This is a genomic window from Agromyces sp. NDB4Y10, from assembly GCF_001620055.1.
In the GTDB taxonomy this organism is placed as follows: Bacteria; Actinomycetota; Actinomycetes; order Actinomycetales; family Microbacteriaceae; genus Agromyces; species Agromyces indicus.
Map to the genome: position 1 here is coordinate 48373 of NZ_LQGY01000032.1, position 16592 is coordinate 64964.

The 16592-nt window shown below is 70.1% G+C and carries 15 protein-coding genes; 9 read left to right on the forward strand and 6 right to left on the reverse strand.

The features are described from left to right. Nucleotide 1 precedes the first annotated feature (1 nt). The 6 genes from AVP42_RS08390 to sdhC form a co-directional block, all read right to left on the reverse strand. Nucleotides 2-856 (reverse strand): exodeoxyribonuclease III, encoded by an 855-nt coding sequence (locus AVP42_RS08390; protein ID WP_067947990.1) that lies wholly within the window; start codon nt 854-856, stop codon nt 2-4. 10 nt (nt 857-866) lie between these two features. Next, a complete protein-coding gene (locus tag AVP42_RS08395; RefSeq protein ID WP_231878586.1) occupies nt 867-2162 on the reverse strand; it encodes a YihY/virulence factor BrkB family protein in 1296 nt (431 codons plus the stop codon). An 87-nt stretch (nt 2163-2249) separates the two neighbouring features. Beyond that, nucleotides 2250-3017: a succinate dehydrogenase iron-sulfur subunit gene (locus AVP42_RS08400; protein ID WP_067947992.1), complete on the reverse strand. Its 768-nt coding sequence runs from the start codon at nt 3015-3017 to the stop codon at nt 2250-2252. A gap of 1 nt (nt 3018) precedes the next feature. Next, nucleotides 3019-4830 (reverse strand): succinate dehydrogenase flavoprotein subunit, encoded by a 1812-nt coding sequence (sdhA, locus tag AVP42_RS08405; protein WP_067947994.1) that lies wholly within the window; start codon nt 4828-4830, stop codon nt 3019-3021. Between the two features lie 7 nt (nt 4831-4837). Beyond that, on the reverse strand, nt 4838-5284 hold the full coding sequence (locus AVP42_RS08410) for a succinate dehydrogenase hydrophobic membrane anchor subunit (RefSeq protein ID WP_067947996.1): 447 nt from the start codon (nt 5282-5284) through the stop codon (nt 4838-4840). A gap of 10 nt (nt 5285-5294) precedes the next feature. Further along, complete coding sequence (gene sdhC / locus AVP42_RS08415) at nt 5295-5717, reverse strand: succinate dehydrogenase, cytochrome b556 subunit (RefSeq protein ID WP_082847107.1); 423 nt, start codon at nt 5715-5717, stop codon at nt 5295-5297. A 138-nt stretch (nt 5718-5855) separates the two neighbouring features. Here sdhC and AVP42_RS08420 point away from each other — a divergent pair, with 138 nt between their 5' ends. The 9 genes from AVP42_RS08420 (at nt 5856) to AVP42_RS08460 (ending at nt 16568) form a co-directional block, all read left to right on the forward strand. Beyond that, complete coding sequence (locus AVP42_RS08420) at nt 5856-6974, forward strand: mannose-1-phosphate guanylyltransferase (RefSeq protein WP_067948000.1); 1119 nt, start codon at nt 5856-5858, stop codon at nt 6972-6974. 27 nt (nt 6975-7001) lie between these two features. Beyond that, on the forward strand, nt 7002-8057 hold the full coding sequence (locus tag AVP42_RS08425) for a BMP family protein (RefSeq protein ID WP_082847108.1): 1056 nt from the start codon (nt 7002-7004) through the stop codon (nt 8055-8057). A gap of 177 nt (nt 8058-8234) precedes the next feature. Then, entirely contained in the window at nt 8235-9341 is a 1107-nt protein-coding gene (locus tag AVP42_RS08430) for a BMP family protein (protein ID WP_197466991.1), read from the forward strand. Nucleotides 9342-9497: 156 nt separating this feature from the next. Then, nucleotides 9498-11036, forward strand: a complete 1539-nt coding sequence (locus AVP42_RS08435) for an ABC transporter ATP-binding protein (protein WP_067948006.1) — start codon at nt 9498-9500, stop codon at nt 11034-11036. Then, on the forward strand, nt 11033-12346 hold the full coding sequence (locus tag AVP42_RS08440; protein ID WP_082847110.1) for an ABC transporter permease: 1314 nt from the start codon (nt 11033-11035) through the stop codon (nt 12344-12346). Before AVP42_RS08435 ends, AVP42_RS08440 begins: the two co-directional genes overlap by 4 nt. Continuing rightward, the gene (locus tag AVP42_RS08445; RefSeq protein WP_067948008.1) at nt 12343-13662 is read left to right on the forward strand and encodes an ABC transporter permease; all 1320 of its coding nucleotides are present in this window, start codon (nt 12343-12345) and stop codon (nt 13660-13662) included. The genes AVP42_RS08440 and AVP42_RS08445 overlap by 4 nt, the downstream gene beginning before the upstream one ends. 13 nt (nt 13663-13675) lie before the next feature. Next, a complete protein-coding gene (locus AVP42_RS08450; RefSeq protein ID WP_067948010.1) occupies nt 13676-14095 on the forward strand; it encodes a cytidine deaminase in 420 nt (139 codons plus the stop codon). Further along, nucleotides 14092-15393 carry a thymidine phosphorylase gene (locus AVP42_RS08455; protein ID WP_067948012.1) on the forward strand — a complete coding sequence of 434 codons (1302 nt, stop codon included), beginning with the start codon at nt 14092-14094 and terminating at the stop codon, nt 15391-15393. Before AVP42_RS08450 ends, AVP42_RS08455 begins: the two co-directional genes overlap by 4 nt. 53 nt (nt 15394-15446) lie before the next feature. Beyond that, nucleotides 15447-16568: an adenosine deaminase gene (locus tag AVP42_RS08460; RefSeq protein WP_067948014.1), complete on the forward strand. Its 1122-nt coding sequence runs from the start codon at nt 15447-15449 to the stop codon at nt 16566-16568. The last annotated feature ends 24 nt before the right edge of the window (nt 16569-16592 follow it).

Below are 16592 nucleotides of genomic sequence, written 5' to 3' on the forward strand. Positions count from 1 at the left end.
TTCAGGAGTCCTCAGGGGTCGGAATGGCGTAGTCGACGACGACGGGGGCGTGGTCGGACCATCGCTGGTCGTAGGCGTCGGCGCGGTCGACCGAGTACGCCTGCACCAGGTCGGCCAGCGCGGGCGTCGCGAGCTGGTAGTCGATCCGCCAGCCGCTGTCGTTGTCGAACGCCTTGCCGCGCCACGACCACCACGTGTACGGGCCGGGCACCTCGCCGGCGACCCGCCGGCCCACGTCGACCCAGCCGAGGCCCGCGCCGGCGTTGTAGCGCTCGTCGTCCTCCGAGCCCATGAACCGGTCGAAGTACGCGCGCTCCTCGGGCAGGAAGCCGGCCCGCTTCACGTTGCCCTTCCAGTTCTTGATGTCGAGCGTGCGGTGACCGACGTTGAGGTCGCCCACGACGACCGCGAGCTCGTGCTCGGCGAGCTGCGTCATCCGCTCGCTCATCGCATCGAGGAAGCGGTACTTGTCGACCTGCTTGGGCGAGTCGGCCTCACCCGAGGGGACGTAGCAGCTCACGACCGTGACGATGCGCCCGCCGACCTCGTAGTCGGCCTCGAGCCAGCGGCCGGCGGTGTCGTGGTCGGTCTCGCCGAGCTCCACCCGGTGGATGTGCGCGTCGGCGCGACTCGCGATCGCCACGCCCGCGCGGCCCTTCGCGGTGGCCGGATCGTGCAGGATGCTCCACTCGTCGCCGAGCAGGGCGGCGAGGTCGTCGGTCGACGCGCGGACCTCCTGCAGGGCGAGGAGGTCAACATCGCGCGTGGCCAGCCAGTCGCCCATGCCGCGGCGGAACGCCGCGCGGACCCCGTTCACGTTGGCGGTGGCGACACGGAGCATCGAGGCGGGGGGCATGCCTTCGATCCTAGGCGAGCCCCCCGACGTCCCGGTTCCGGCGTCGCCCGCGCCGCCGCCGCGCGGCCGCCGCCTCGGCCGCTGCCTGATCGAGTGCCCGTTCCGCGTCGGCGACCGCGAGCTCCGCGTCGGCCAGGTCGGCCTCCGCGCGCGTCAGCCGCCGTCGGCCGCGCAGCCACCCGAACCATCCGGCCTCCTCCATGGCGTCGCGGATCGTGCGGACCTCGCGTCGACGCTCGGCCGCGTCGGCCCGGCGCTCCGCGAGCAGCGCCTCGGCCGCCCGCTGGTCCGGCGTCACCGGACGCAGCGTGTCGTTCGCGTCGGCCGTCTCGATCGCGATCCAGGCGGCGGCGACGAGGATCACGATGCTCGCGATGCGGAACCACAGCAGCAGGCCGATGAACACCGTGAACGTCGCCAGCAGTGGGTTGTTCGTCGTCGCCGTCACGAGGAAGCCGCCCAGCACGTGGAGGACGCTGAGCGCCGCCGAGCCGAGGAGCGAGCCGATCCACATGCGCCGCCACGGCACGGCCGCTCCCGAGAGGAACCGGAACAGGACGGCGAGGGCCACGGTGTCGATGACGAACACCACGACGAGCGACCCGAACCGCAGGCCGCCCGACATCACCGGCGAGGCCGCTTCGGCCGAGAGGCCCAGAAGGTCGAGGAACGCGTCGAGGAGGGTCGTGGCGACGATCGAGAGCAGGGCAGCCACGACGAGGGCGATGCCGAAGCCGAGCGCTGCGAGGAAGTCGCGCGCCTTGAGCAGGACGTACGGTCGGTCGTCGCGCGGCAGGCCGAAGGTGCTCCGCACCGCGAGCCTCGTATAGGTGATCCAGCTGATCGCCGTCCAGATCAGGCCCGCGAGGGCCACGGCGCCCGTCAGGCCGAAGAGGCTCGTGCTCGCCTCGGTCACGTCGACGAGGTCGTCCGTCGTGATGAGGCCCTTCGGGCCGATGAGTCCGGGCGCGTAGGTGTTGATCAGCGTGATGAGGGCGTCCAGCGTGCCCGGGCTCGACACGAGCCAGAGCCCGGCGATCGCGAACGCCACGTAGATCGCGGCGAACGTCGCGAACAGCGCCTGGTAGCTCATGCCCGCCGACAGCAGGAACCCGTTGCGCTGCAGGAAGTGCCGCCAGACGCGCACGGGGAAGATCTGCATCGTGCGCCGGGTGAGCTCCGTCACGCGCGCGATCGGCTCGTCGAGGCGCAGCCTGAGCTCGCGCCCGTTCACCGGCTCCGCGCGGGGCGCCACCGCGGCGCCGCTCGCGTCGCCGTCGGGTCGCCCCGCTCCGCGTCGTCCCACGCGATCACCCTAGCCAGTGCGCGGCCCCGGACACGACGACGGGCCCGGCGTCCGCTGACGCCGGGCCCGTGCCGTCGGTGCTGCCCGCTAGGGCTTGCCGCGCATGATCGCCTGCTTGACCTCGGCGATGGCCTTGGTGACCTCGATGCCGCGGGGGCACGCGTCGGTGCAGTTGAAGGTCGTGCGGCAGCGCCACACGCCCTCCTTGTCGTTCAGGATGTCGAGGCGAACCTTCGCCTCGTCGTCGCGCGAGTCGAAGATGAAGCGGTGCGCGTTCACGATCGCCGCGGGGCCGAAGTACTGCCCGTCGGTCCAGAACACCGGGCACGACGAGGTGCAGGCGGCGCAGAGGATGCACTTGGTGGTGTCGTCGAACCGCGCGCGCGAGGCGACGTCCTGGATGCGCTCCTTGCCCGGCTCCGGGGTGGTGCGCGCCTGCAGGAACGGCTGCACCTCGCGGTAGCTCGCGAAGAACGGCTCCATGTCGACGACGAGGTCCTTCTCGAGCGGCAGGCCCTTGATCGCCTCGACGTAGATCGGCTTCGAGATGTCGAGGTCCTTGATCAGCGTCTTGCAGGCGAGGCGGTTGCGGCCGTTGATGCGCATGGCGTCCGAGCCGCAGATGCCGTGCGCGCACGACCGGCGGAAGGTGAGCGAGCCATCCTGCTCCCACTTGATCTTGTGGAGCGCGTCGAGCACCCGGTCGGTCGCGTACATCTCGACGTCGAAGTCCTGCCAGCGCGGCTCCGAGTCGACCTCGGGGTCGTAGCGGCGGATCAGGAACGTGACGGTGAAGGACTGGATCGCGGCATCCGCCGACCCGGCCGACGTGTTCTCGAGCGTGGCGGTCGTCACGTCAGTACTTCCTCTCCATGGGCTGGTATCGGGTGATCGTCACCGGCTTCCAGTCGAGCCGGATGTGGTCGGAGGCGATCGACGAGTGGGGGTCGCCCGACAGGTAGGCCATCGTGTGCTGCATGAACCGCTCGTCGTCGCGGTCGGGGAAGTCGTCGCGCATGTGGCCGCCGCGGCTCTCCTCGCGGTTCGCGGCGGACTCGACGACGACCTCGGCGAGGTCGAGCAGGAAGCCGAGCTCGACGGCCTCGAGCAGGTCGGTGTTGAACCGCTTCCCCTTGTCTTGCACGGCGATGTTGCGGTAGCGCTCGCGCAGGCCGGCGATGACGGATGCCACGTGCGCGAGGGACTCCGCGGTGCGGAACACCTGCGCGCCCTTGTCCATCTCGTCCTGGAGCTCCTTGCGGATGGCGGCGATGCGCTCGGTGCCGTTCGAGTCGCGGAGCATCTCGAGCATGCGGCGCACGTCGCCGGCCGGGTCGGGCGGGAGCGGCGTGAAGTCGACGCCGGAGTTGACGTACTCGACCGCGTTGCGACCGGCGCGCTTGCCGAAGACGTTGATGTCGAGCAGCGAGTTCGTGCCGAGGCGGTTGGAACCGTGCACGGAGACGCAGGCGCACTCGCCGGCCGCGTAGAGGCCCGGCACGACGGTGGTGTTGTCGCGGAGCACCTCGGCGTTGACGTTGGTCGGGATGCCGCCCATGGCGTAGTGCGCGGTCGGCATCACGGGCACGGGCTCGTAGACCGGATCGACGCCGAGGTAGGTGCGGGCGAACTCGGTGATGTCGGGCAGCTTGGTCTCGAGGACCTCGGCGCCGAGGTGCGTGCAGTCGAGCAGCACGTAGTCCTTGTTCGGACCGGCGCCGCGGCCCTCCGCGACCTCCTGCACCATGCATCGGGCGACGATGTCGCGCGGCGCGAGGTCCTTGATGGTCGGGGCGTAGCGCTCCATGAACCGCTCGCCGGACGCGTTGCGGAGGATCGCGCCCTCGCCGCGCGCGCCCTCGGTGAGGAGGATGCCGAGTCCGGCGAGCCCGGTCGGGTGGAACTGGAAGAACTCCATGTCCTCCAGCGGCAGGCCCTTGCGCCAGATGATGCCGACGCCGTCGCCCGTGAGCGTGTGGGCGTTCGACGTCGTCTTGTAGATCTTGCCGAAGCCGCCGGTCGCGAAGATCACGGCCTTGGCCTGGAAGACGTGCAGCTCGCCGGTCGCCAGCTCGTAGGCGACGACGCCCGACGGCTGGGGGACGCCGTCGACCTCGGTCATGACCAGGTCGAGCGCGTAGAACTCGTTGTAGAACTCGATGCCGAGCTTGACGCAGTTCTGGAACAGCGTCTGCAGGATCATGTGGCCCGTGCGGTCGGCCGCGTAGCACGCGCGGCGGACCGGCGCCTTGCCGTGGTCGCGCGTGTGGCCGCCGAACCGCCGCTGGTCGATCTTGCCGTCGGGCGTGCGGTTGAACGGCAGGCCCATGTTCTCGAGGTCGATGACCGCGTCGATCGCCTCGCGCGCGAGGATCTCGGCCGCATCCTGGTCGACGAGGTAGTCACCGCCCTTGACGGTGTCGAACGTGTGCCACTCCCAGCTGTCCTCCTCGACGTTCGCGAGGGCGGCCGCCATGCCGCCCTGCGCCGCGCCCGTGTGCGAGCGGGTCGGGTAGAGCTTCGAGATGACGGCGGTGCGCGCGCCGGGGCCGGCCTCGATCGCGGCGCGCATGCCGGCGCCGCCGGCGCCCACGATGACGATGTCGAACTGGTGGTGGTGCACGCCGTCGACGATCGTCGACTCGGCGCTGGCGTTCTGGGGGTTCACGTGACTCCTATGCGGCGGGGCAGAACGAGGGGAGCAGGTCGGCGGGCGATCCGGCGGGGCACGGGTCGAAGGTGAACACGACCAGCGTGCCGAGCACGAGCAGCACGGCGACGGATGCCACGAGCGCGAGCTTCAGCACCTTCTGCACGGTGCCCGGGTTCGTGTAGTCGTTGATCAGCGTGCGCATGCCGTTGGCGCCGTGGATCAGGGCCAGCCACAGCATGAGGACGTCCCACCACTGCCAGAACGGCGAGGCCCACTTGCCGGCGACGAAGCCGAAGTCGATCGCCTTCACGCCCTCGCCGACCATGAGGTTGGCGAAGAGGTGGCCGAAGATGAGCACGAGGAGGATCACGCCGGAGGCGCGCATGTAGATCCAGCCCCACTTCTCGACGTTGACGCCGCGGCGAGGCGCCGGCCGTGCGGGGGTGCGCGGGGATTCGATGACGGTCATCTCGGCGCTCCTAGTGGCTGAAGACGTTGATGAGGTGGCGCGGGGTGAACGCGAGCATGGTCAGCACCCACAGGCCGATGACGACGTAGAAGAGGACCTTCTGGTTGCGCGTGGCCCACGACCAGAAGTCGACGAGGATGACGCGGATGCCGTTGTACGCGTGGAAGACGATGGCTCCCACGAGCGCGACCTCGCCGAGGCCCATGATGGGCGTCTGGTAGGCGGCGATCACCGCGTTGTACGCCTCGGGGCTCACGCGGACCAGCGAGGTGTCGAGGATGTGCACGAGGAGGAAGAAGAAGATCGCGACTCCCGTGATCCGGTGCAGCACCCACGACCACATACCCTCGCGGCCGCGGTAGAGCGTGCCGCCCGGCTTCTCGGTCGCCGGCTTCTCGGGTGCGGTCGGGGTCCGTGTCGTCGTTGTTGACATGGACAACCCTCCTGGCGGTGTGCGTCGCCCGACTGTGGGCGCGACGGGACCGATGGCCCGGGTTCGAGTCTAATCCCGACTCGGGCGTGCTCCGGTCGCCGCCGTGTCCACCCGTCGGCCCGCCGCTATCCTGAGCGGATGCGACAGGCACCCCTCGACCGCTTCTACAGCGTCATCCCCGCGGGCGGGGTCGGCTCACGGCTCTGGCCGCTCTCGCGCGCCGACGCCCCCAAGTTCCTGCACGACCTGACCGGATCCGGCCAGACCCTGCTGCGCGACACGTGGGAGCGGCTGGCCCCGATCTCGGGCGAGCAGCGCATCATGGTCGTCACCGGGCGCGCCCACCGCGCGGCCGTGGAGGCGCAGCTGCCGGAGCTCGCCGACGAGAACATCGTGCTCGAGAGCGAGCCGCGCGACTCGACCGCCGCGATCGGCCTGGCGGCCGCCATCCTCGAACGCCGCGAACCGGGCGTCATCATCGGCTCCTTCGCCGCCGACCACGTGATCTCGGGTTCGACGCTCTTCCGCGAGGCGGTGACCGCGGCCGTCGCCGTCGCCGACGCCGGTTACATCGCGACGATCGGCATCACGCCGACCGAGCCCGCCGTGGGCTTCGGCTACATCGAGTGCGGCGATCCGCTCGAGCTGGGCGAGCACGAGCACGTCTCGGCGGTGTCGAGCTTCGTCGAGAAGCCCGACCTCGAGACCGCGAAGCGCTACCTCGACGGCGGTCGGCACCTCTGGAACGCCGGCATGTTCATCGCGCGCGCCGACCTGCTCCTCGCCGAGATCGCGCGCACCAAGCCCGAGCTCCACGCCGGCCTCGTCGAACTCGCCGCCGCGTGGGACGATCCGGCGACGCGCGGCCCGGCGGTCGACCGCATCTGGCCGACGCTGGAGAAGATCGCGATCGACTACTCGGTGGCCGAGCCGGCGGCGGCGGCCGGCCGCATGGCGGTCATCCGCGGTCACTTCCAGTGGGACGACGTGGGCGACTTCGCCTCGCTCGCCAAGCTCAACACCGCCGGGCGCTCGGGGGAGCTCGCCATCCTCGGAGAGAACGCGCGGGTCCTCGCCGACGCGTCGAGCGGCATCGTCGTGAGCCGCGCCGACCGCGTGATCAGCCTCATCGGCGTGCGCGATATCGTCGTCGTAGACACGCCCGACGCACTCCTCGTCACCACGAGCGAGCACGCGCAGCGGGTGAAGGCGGTCGTCGACGCCCTCCGGCTCGGCGGCTCGAACGACGTGCTCTAGGCGCGGGAAGGCGGTCGGCGGATGCGGATGCGCAGGTCAGTCCGGTTCGGAGTCGCCCTGGTGGCGGCATCCGTCGCCCTCGCGGGCTGCGCGCCCGCGCCGGAAGCCGGCGACGACGGCACGGCCGCCGACGGCTGCGTGCGGATGGTGACCAACTCGGGCGGGCTCGAGGACCGGTCGTTCAACCAGTCGAGCTGGGAGGGCCTGCAGCAGGCCGAGTCGGAGTACGGCGTCGAGGCCGAGGCGCTCGTGTCCACGAGCGAGACGGACCTCGCCCCGAACGTGCAGCAGGCCGTCGACTCGGGCTGCGGGCTCATCGTCACCGTGGGGTACGAGCTCGCCGACGCGACGCTCGACCAGGCGGGTCGCAACCCCGACCTCGCCTTCGCGATCGTCGACGAGTCGGTCGAGGCCGACAACGTCAAGCCCGTCGTCTTCGACACCGCGCAGGCGTCCTTCCTCGCCGGGTACCTCGCGGCCGGCGTGACGAAGACCGGTGTGGTGGCCACGTTCGGCGGCGGCAACCAGCCGCCCGTGACCCTGTTCATGGACGGCTTCGTCGACGGGGTGGCGCGGTACAACGAGGTGCACGGCACCGACGTGCGGGCGCTCGGCTGGAACAAGGACAGCCAGGAGGGTTCGTTCACCGGCGACTTCGAGGACATCAACAAGGGCAAGGTGCTCACCGAGGGCTTCATCGACCAGGGAGCGGACGTGATCCTGCCCGTGGCCGGGCAGGTCGGCGAGGGCGCCGCGGCGGCGGCGGTCGAGCGAGACGGCGTCTCGATCATCTGGGTCGACAGCGACGGGTACGAGACCCTCCCGGCCGAGTTCCGGCCCGTGCTGCTCACGAGCGTGCTGAAGAACACCCAGCAGGCGATGGTCGAGATCGTCGGCGAAGTGCGAGCGGAGACCTTCGACAACGAGCCCTACGTCGGCACGCTCGAGAACGGCGGGGTCGACCTCGCGCCGTACCACGACCTCGAGCCGCTCGTCCCGCCCGAGCTGCAGGGCGAGCTCGAGGGCATCCGCCAGGCGATCATCGCCGGGGAGCTCGTCATCGAGTCGCCCTCCACCCCCTGAACGGATGGCGCGCCCCCCGCTCGGGGGTGAGTTCCACCTGCTCATATGAGCAGAATGTCGCGGCTTCATAACCATTGCCCGATGGCCGAGCGGGACCGGTTCCGTGCGGCGCAACTTTGGGTAACGTGACCTCACGGTCCCCGAGACCCGTTCGGGGTGCGTCTTTTGGAGGACACAGTGACGTTCACGTTCAAGAAGGCCGCGTTCGGCGGTCTGGCGACGCTCGGTGCGGTCGCGCTGCTCGCCGGCTGCGCTTCGGCGCCCGAGGAGTCGGACGAGGCCGGCGGCGGCGAGGCGCTCGACTACCTGCCCTGCATGGTCTCCGACGCGGGCGGATTCGACGACAAGTCGTTCAACCAGCTCGGTCTCGAGGGCATGCAGCGTGCGGCCGACGAGCTCGGCACGGAGTACATCGAGGTCGAGTCGGCCGCGGAGACCGACTACCCGTCGAACCTCCAGAACCTCGTCGACCAGGGCTGCAACACCATCGTCACCGTCGGCTTCCTGCTCGCGCCGGCCGCCCTCGAGTCGGCGACCGCGAACCCCGACGTCGAGTACGTCTCGATCGACGACACCGTCGACCAGGACTTCGACGGCACCACCGACGCCGAGAACATCAAGCCGATCATCTTCGACACCGCCCAGGCGGCGTTCCTCGCCGGGTACCTCTCGGCGGGCATGTCCGAGACCGGCGCCGTCGGCACCTTCGGCGGCATCAACATCCCGACCGTCTCGATCTTCATGGACGGCTTCGCCCAGGGCGTCGAGTACCACAACGAGCAGAAGGGCACCGACGTCCAGGTCATCGGCTGGGACCGCGCCGCCCAGGACGGCTCCTTCACCGGCGGCTTCGAGGCGAACGACACCGCTCGCCAGGTCGCGCAGGGCCTCATCGACCAGAACGTCGACGTGCTCCTTCCCGTCGGCGGCCCGATCTACCAGAGCGCCGCGGCCGCGATCCGCGACGCCGGCCGTGACATCGCCCTGATCGGCGTCGACGCGGACGTGTTCGAGACCGACCCGTCGGTCGGCGACCTCCTCCTCACCTCGATCCGCAAGGGCATCGACGTGGGCACCTACGAGGCGCTCGTCGCCGCCGGTAACGGCGAGTTCTCGGCTGAGCCGTTCATCGGCACGCTCGAGAACGAGGGCGTCGGCCTCGCGCCGTTCCACGACTTCGAGGACGCCGTCTCCGACGAGCTGAAGACGGAGATCGAGGACCTGCAGCAGCAGATCATCGACGGCGACATCGTCGTCGAGTCCTACCTCGCTTCGCAGGAGTAGGCACACGCACGGAGGGGGGTCGGCGCAGCCGGCCTCCCTCCGTCGTTTCCAGCGGGTGCGCGACATCCGCAACATCTGAGCGGCCCCGGCCGCGCATCGGCGCACTTCGGCGCACGACCGCGGCGATCGGCGGTCGGAGAACTTAGGATCGGTGGCATGAAACTCGAACTCCGAGGAATCACGAAGAAGTTCGGTTCCCTGGTGGCGAACGACCACATCGACCTCACCGTCGAGGCGGGGGAGATCCACTGCCTCCTCGGAGAGAACGGCGCAGGTAAGTCGACGCTGATGAACGTCCTGTACGGCCTCTACCAGGCCGATGAGGGCGAGATCGCGCTCGACGGCCGAGTGCAGCACTTCGATGGGCCCGGTGATGCGATGCGGGCCGGCATCGGCATGGTGCACCAGCACTTCATGCTGATCCCGGTGTTCACGGTCGCCGAGAACGTCATGCTCGGGCACGAGCAGACGAAGGGACTCGGCCGCCTCGACCTGCCTGCGGCTCGCGCGAAGGTGCGCGAGATCAGCGAGCGATTCGGCTTCGACGTCGACCCGGACGCGCTGGTCGACGACCTCCCCGTCGGCGTCCAGCAGCGCGTCGAGATCATCAAGGCGCTATCCCGCGACGCGCGCGTGCTGGTCTTCGACGAGCCCACCGCCGTGCTCACCCCGCAGGAGACCGACGAGCTCATGGGCATCATGCGCCAGCTCAAGGAGTCCGGCGCGTCCATCGTCTTCATCACGCACAAGCTCCGCGAGGTCCGCGAGGTCGCCGACCGCATCACGGTCATCCGACTCGGCAAGGTCGTCGGCGAGGCGGCCCCGACCGCCTCCAACGCCGAGCTCGCCTCCCTCATGGTCGGGCGCGCGGTCGAGCTCACCGTCCACAAGGAGGAACCGAAGCTCGGCGACGAGGCGCTCACGGTCGAGCACCTGAGCGTCGTCGACCCGATCGGCCAGCTCGTCGTCAACGACGTGAGCTTCAGCGTGCGTCGCGGCGAGGTGCTCGCGGTCGCGGGCGTCCAAGGCAACGGCCAGACCGAGCTCACCGAGGCGCTCGTCGGACTGCAGCCCCGCGTGCAGGGCACCGTCCGGCTCGACGGCGAGGACATCACGAAGAACTCGGTGCGCCGCATCCTCGACGCCGGCGTCGGCTTCGTCCCCGAGGACCGCAAGGAGGACGGCCTCGTGGGCGAGTTCTCCGTCGCCGAGAACCTCATACTCGACCGGGCCGAGGGCGCGCCCTTCGTCAAGGCCTTCAACGTGCAGCGCGGGCTCCTGGCCGAGTTCGCGAGGGACAAGGTCCGGGAGTTCGACATCCGCACGCCCGGGATCGACACCTTGGCGGGCCGCCTGTCCGGCGGCAACCAGCAGAAGGTCGTCCTCGCCCGCGAGCTGAGCCGCGACCTGCGCCTGCTGGTCGCCGCGCAGCCGACCCGCGGCGTCGACGTCGGGTCGATCGAGTTCATCCACAAGCGCATCATCGAGACGCGCGACGAGGGCGTGCCGGTGGTCGTCGTCTCGACCGAGCTCGACGAGGTCACCGCCCTCGCCGACCGGATCATGGTCATGTACCGCGGTCGCGTCGTCGGCATCGTCCCCGGCGACACCCCCCGCGACGTACTCGGCCTCATGATGGCCGGCGAGGCACCCCCCTCCGCGTCCGCCCCCACCCCCGAAGGAGCCGTCGCATGAGCAACGCCAACGACCCCGACGTGGCACTGCAGACGGGCACGGCGGTGCCGCCGGACGAGCCGGTCCGCGAGCGCGAGCCCGAGGTCGAGCCGCCGTCGCGCTGGCACGAGGCCTTCCGTCGCGTGACGACCGGCAACGCGATCATCTCGGTGCTCGCCGTGCTCCTCGCCCTCATCGTCGGCGCGATCATGATCGCGTTCACCGACGAGCGCGTCCAAGCGGCATCCGCCTACTTCTTCGCCCGACCCGGCGATACGTTCGTCGCGATCTGGGATGCGGTCGGCGGCGCGTACGCGGCCTTCTTCCAGGGCTCGATCTACAACTTCCGTCGGGACGACTTCATCTCGGGCATCCGACCGCTCACCGAGACGCTCAAGTTCTCGGCGCCCCTCATCGCGGCCGGACTCGGCGTGGGCCTCGCGTTCCGCGTCGGCATGTTCAACATCGGCGGACGCGGGCAGATGCTCCTCGCCGCCGCCGGCGCCGGTTGGGTCGCGTTCTCGTTCGACCTCCCGTGGGGCCTCCACATGATCGTCGCGGTCATCGTCGGCCTCCTGGCCGGAGCGCTGTGGGCCGGGATCGCGGGACTGCTGAAGGCGCGCACGGGCGCGCACGAGGTCATCGTGACCATCATGCTGAACTACGTCGCCCTCTACCTCGTGTCGTGGATGCTGCGCACGCCCGGGCTCCTGCAGGCACCCGGGTCGAACAACCCCAAGACGCCGCCGATGAAGGACACGGCGATCTTCCCCGACCTGCTCCCGGGGCCCCAGCTGAACCTCCACTTCGGCTTCCTGCTCTCGATCGGCGCCGTCTTCCTCGTGTGGTGGATCCTCGACCGGTCGAGCCTCGGGTTCAAGTTCCGCGCGGTGGGCCTCAATCCGAACGCGGCGCGCGTCGCCGGCATCAACGTCAAGTCGATGTACGTCTACGCGATGCTGATCTCGGGTGCGCTCGTCGGCCTCGCCGGCGTCCACCAGGTGCTCGGCACCGTCACCACCGGCTTCTCCTCGGGCATCGACGCGGGCATCGGCTTCGACGCGATCACCGTGGCGCTGCTCGGCCGATCGACGCCGTTCGGCATCCTCGCCGCCGGCCTGCTGTTCGGCGCGTTCAAGGCCGGTGGCTTCTCGATGCAGGCCGCCGAGGGCGTGCCGATCGACATCGTCCTCGTGGTGCAGTCGCTCATCGTGCTGTTCATCGCCGCGCCCCCGCTGGTCCGGGCGATCTTCCGCCTGCCCCAGCCGGGCGCCAAGCCCAAGTCCAAGCGAACGCGGACGCCCCGCAAGGAGGAGGTGGCGGCGAAGTGACCGCTCCCACGCAGCACCACGCCACGACGTCCTCGCCCGGACTCGACACGACCGTCGTCGTCAGCTGGAAGGCCCCGATCGCGTTCGCGGTCGTCACCGTCCTCCTCGCCATCCTGTTCATCGCGTCACCGCACGCCGGCGACGCCACCTTCCGGCTCTCGACCGGCAGTGACCTCATCCAGCTTCCTGAACTGGTCCTGAACGGCATCGTGGCCACCTGGATCGGCGTCGCGTTGCTCGCCGCCGTCACCGTGGCGTCCGCCGCGCTGGTCCGCGCGAAACGGCGCGTGCCGCTCTGGCTGCTCGTCGTCTTCGCCGTGATCGCCCTCATGGCCTTCCTCACCTGGGCCGCCGCCGGTGCCCGGACCCCCGTCATCCCGATGCCGGGCCTGCTCGCCGGGGCGCTCAGCCTGTCGGTCCCGCTCATCTTCGGCGCCCTGTGCGGTGTGATCTCCGAGCGTGTGGGCGTCATCAACATCGCCATCGAAGGACAGCTGCTCGCCGGCGCGTTCACCTCGGCGGTGATCGCCTCGGTGATCGGCCAGGGGATCCTCGGGCCGATCATCGGCCAAGTGGCGGGGCTCACCGCTGCCGCGGTCGCCGGCGTGCTCGTCGCCTTCGTGCTCGCCGCGTTCTCGATCAAGTACTTCGTCGACCAGGTCATCGTCGGCGTCGTGCTGAACGTGCTGGTCATCGGCCTCACGAGCTTCCTGTTCTCGCAGGTGCTCGCGCCGAACGCGAGCCTGCTGAACTCGCCGCCGCGCCTGGAGCGCCTGCCGATCCCGCTGCTCAGCGAGATCCCGCTGATCGGGCCGATGTTCTTCCGGCAGACGATCATCGTCTACCTCATGTACCTGATCGTCGCGCTGGTGTACTTCGGGCTCTTCCACACCAAGTGGGGCCTCCGGCTCCGTTCGGTCGGCGAACACCCGACGGCGGCCGACACGGTCGGCATCAACGTCGCGCGCACCCGATTCTGGAACGTCTCGCTCGCCGGTGCCATCGCGGGCCTCGGCGGCGCCTTCTTCACGCTCGGCGCGGTCGGCGCCTTCGGCAAGGAGATGACGGCGGGTGCCGGCTTCATCGCCCTCGCGGCCGTCATCTTCGGCCAGTGGGACCCGATCAAGGCGACCCTCGCGGCGCTGCTGTTCGGGTTCGCGTCGAACTTGCAGAACACGCTCTCGGTCATGGGCTCTCCCGTGCCGAGCGAGTTCATGCTCATGCTGCCGTACGTCGTCACGATCCTGGCCGTGGCCGGATTCGTCGGCAAGGTGCGCGGCCCGGCCGCCGCCGGCAAGCCCTACATCAAGTCCTGACGACGGGAGCACCATGACCGCCCAGCACGCGATCGACTGGGACCACCTCCGTGAGATCGCCCGTGAGGCGATGGCGAAGGCGTACGTCCCCTACTCCCAGTTCCCCGTCGGCGCCGCGGCGATCGCTGACGACGGCCGTGTGGTGAGCGGATGCAACGTGGAGAACGCCTCCTACGGCGTGACGCTCTGCGCCGAGTGCTCCCTCGTGTCCGCGCTCGTGATGTCGGGTGGCGGCAAGCTGACCGCCTTCACCTGCGTCGACGGGCACGGGAACGTCCTCATGCCGTGCGGGCGCTGCCGCCAGCTGCTGTACGAGCACTCCGCCGAGGGCATGCTGCTCGAGACCGTCTCGGGCGTCAAGACCATCGACCAGGTGCTGCCCGACGCGTTCGGTCCGCGCCAGCTCGCCGAGTTCCGAGGAGAGACCGCATGACCGCAGTCGAGGCGTTCGACGCCGTCGACCTGATCCGCACCAAGCGCGACCGCGGCGAGCTGTCGACCGACCAGATCGGCTGGCTCGTCGACGCCTACACCCGCGGGTACGTCGCCGACGAGCAGATGTCGGCGATGACGATGGCGATCTTCCTCAACGGCATGACTCGTCGCGAGATCCGCGACCTCACGATGGCGATGATCGCCTCGGGGGAGCGCATGGACTTCTCCGGGCTCGGCAAGCCGACCACCGACAAGCATTCGACGGGCGGAGTCGGCGACAAGATCACCCTGCCGCTCATGCCCCTGGTCGCCGCGTTCGGCGTCGCGGTGCCCCAGCTCTCGGGCCGCGGCCTCGGCCACACCGGCGGCACGCTCGACAAGCTCGAATCCATCCCCGGATGGCGCGCCGAGCTGAGCAACGACGAGATGTTCGCCCAGCTCCGCGACGTCGGCGGCGTCATCTGCGCGGCGGGAGCCGGACTCGCGCCCGCCGACAAGAAGCTGTACGCCCTCCGCGACATCACCGGCACCGTCGAGGCGATCCCGCTCATCGCGTCGTCGATCATGTCGAAGAAGATCGCCGAGGGCACCGGGGCGCTCGTGCTCGACGTGAAGTTCGGTTCCGGAGCGTTCCTCCAGGACATCGAGCGCTCCCGTGAGCTCGCGCGCACCATGGTCGAACTCGGCGAGGACGCCGGCGTAGCCACGAGCGCGCTGCTGACCAACATGAACGTCCCGCTCGGCCTCACGATCGGCAACGCCAACGAGGTGCGCGAATCCGTCGAGGTGCTCGCCGGCGGCGGACCCGCCGACATCCGCGAACTCACCGTGGCCCTCGCCCGAGAGATGCTCGCCCTCGCCGGACGACCCGACGAGGACGTGGAGGCCGCGCTCGACGACGGTCGCGCGATGGACACGTGGCGTGCCGCCATCCGGGCGCAGGGCGGAGACCCGGACGCCGACCTGCCGGTCGCGAAGGAGCAGCACGTCGTCACCGCCGACCGCGACGGCGTCCTCGTCCGCCAGGAGGCCCTGCCGTTCGGCATCGCCGCCTGGCGCCTCGGCGCCGGTCGCGCCCGCAAGGAGGACCCGGTCCAGCACGCCGCGGGCATCGACCTGCACGCGAAGCCCGGCGACGCGGTGCGCCAGGGGCAGCCGCTCTTCACCCTCCATGCCGATGAGCCGGCGCGCTTCGCGCGCGCCCTCGAGGCCGTCGGGGGCGCCTGGGCGATCGGCGACGCCGGCGACGAGGTGCACGACGGCGGTCCGCTCATCGCCGATCGCATCGGGCGCTGACCGCGGGAGAAATCCCTCACGTCGCCGACGGCTTCCGCCGGTATCGTGATGGGGTGGATACGCATGCGACCGACTACCGACTCGAGGGGGACGGCACCGACATCCGCTCGCTGCCCAAGATCTCGCTGCACGATCACCTCGACGGCGGGCTCCGGCCGCAGACGCTGATCGAACTCGCCGACGAGATCGGGCTCGAGCTGCCCGCCGCCGATTCGGACGAGCTCGCGACCTGGTTCTCGGACCAGTCGAACTCGGGCTCGCTCGTCGAGTACCTGAAGACCTTCGACCTCACGACGGCCGTCATGCAGACGAGCACCGGGCTTACCCGGGTCGCGCGCGAGTTCGTGCACGACCTCGCGGCCGACGGGGTGATCTACGGCGAGATCCGCTGGGCGCCCGAGCAGCACCTCGCTCGCGGGCTCACGCTCGACGAGACGGTCGAGGCGGTGCAGGCCGGCCTCGACGAGGGCGTGGAGGACGTGCGTCGACAGGGGCACCGGATCCGGGTCGGCCAGCTCGTGACGGCCATGCGGCATGCCGACCGGGGCCTCGAGATCGCCGAGCTCGCGGTGCGCCACCGCGACCGCGGCGTGGTCGGCTTCGACATCGCCGGCGCCGAGGCCGGATTCCCGCCGAGCCGGCACCGCACGGCGTTCGACTTCCTCGCCACCCGGTTCATGCCGGTCACGGTGCACGCCGGCGAGGCCGACGGACTCGAGTCGATCCGCAGCGCCCTCTTCGACGGACGCGCCCTGCGACTTGGCCACGGCGTGCGCCTGGCCGAAGACCTGACGATCGAGCGACAGGACGACGAGAACACCTACGTCTCGCTCGGTCCGGTCGCCCAGTGGGTGCGCGACCGCGAGGTCGCCCTCGAGACGAGCCCGTCGTCGAACCTGCAGACGGGCGCGATCGCCGCGTGGGGCGACGAACTCGTCGACCACCCGTTCGACCTGCTCTACCAGCTCGGCTTCCGGGTCACCGTGAACACCGACAACCGGCTCCAGTCGGGAACGTCGCTCACCCGCGAGCTGGCCCTGCTCTCCGACGCCTTCGGATACGACGTCGACGACTTCGAGATCTTCCAGCTCAACGCCGCCGCGGCGGCGTTCCTCCCGCTCGACGAGCGGGAGGACTTGGCCGAGCAGATCCAGGACGGCTTCGACGAGGCCTGATCCGGCATCGCCACATCCCGCACC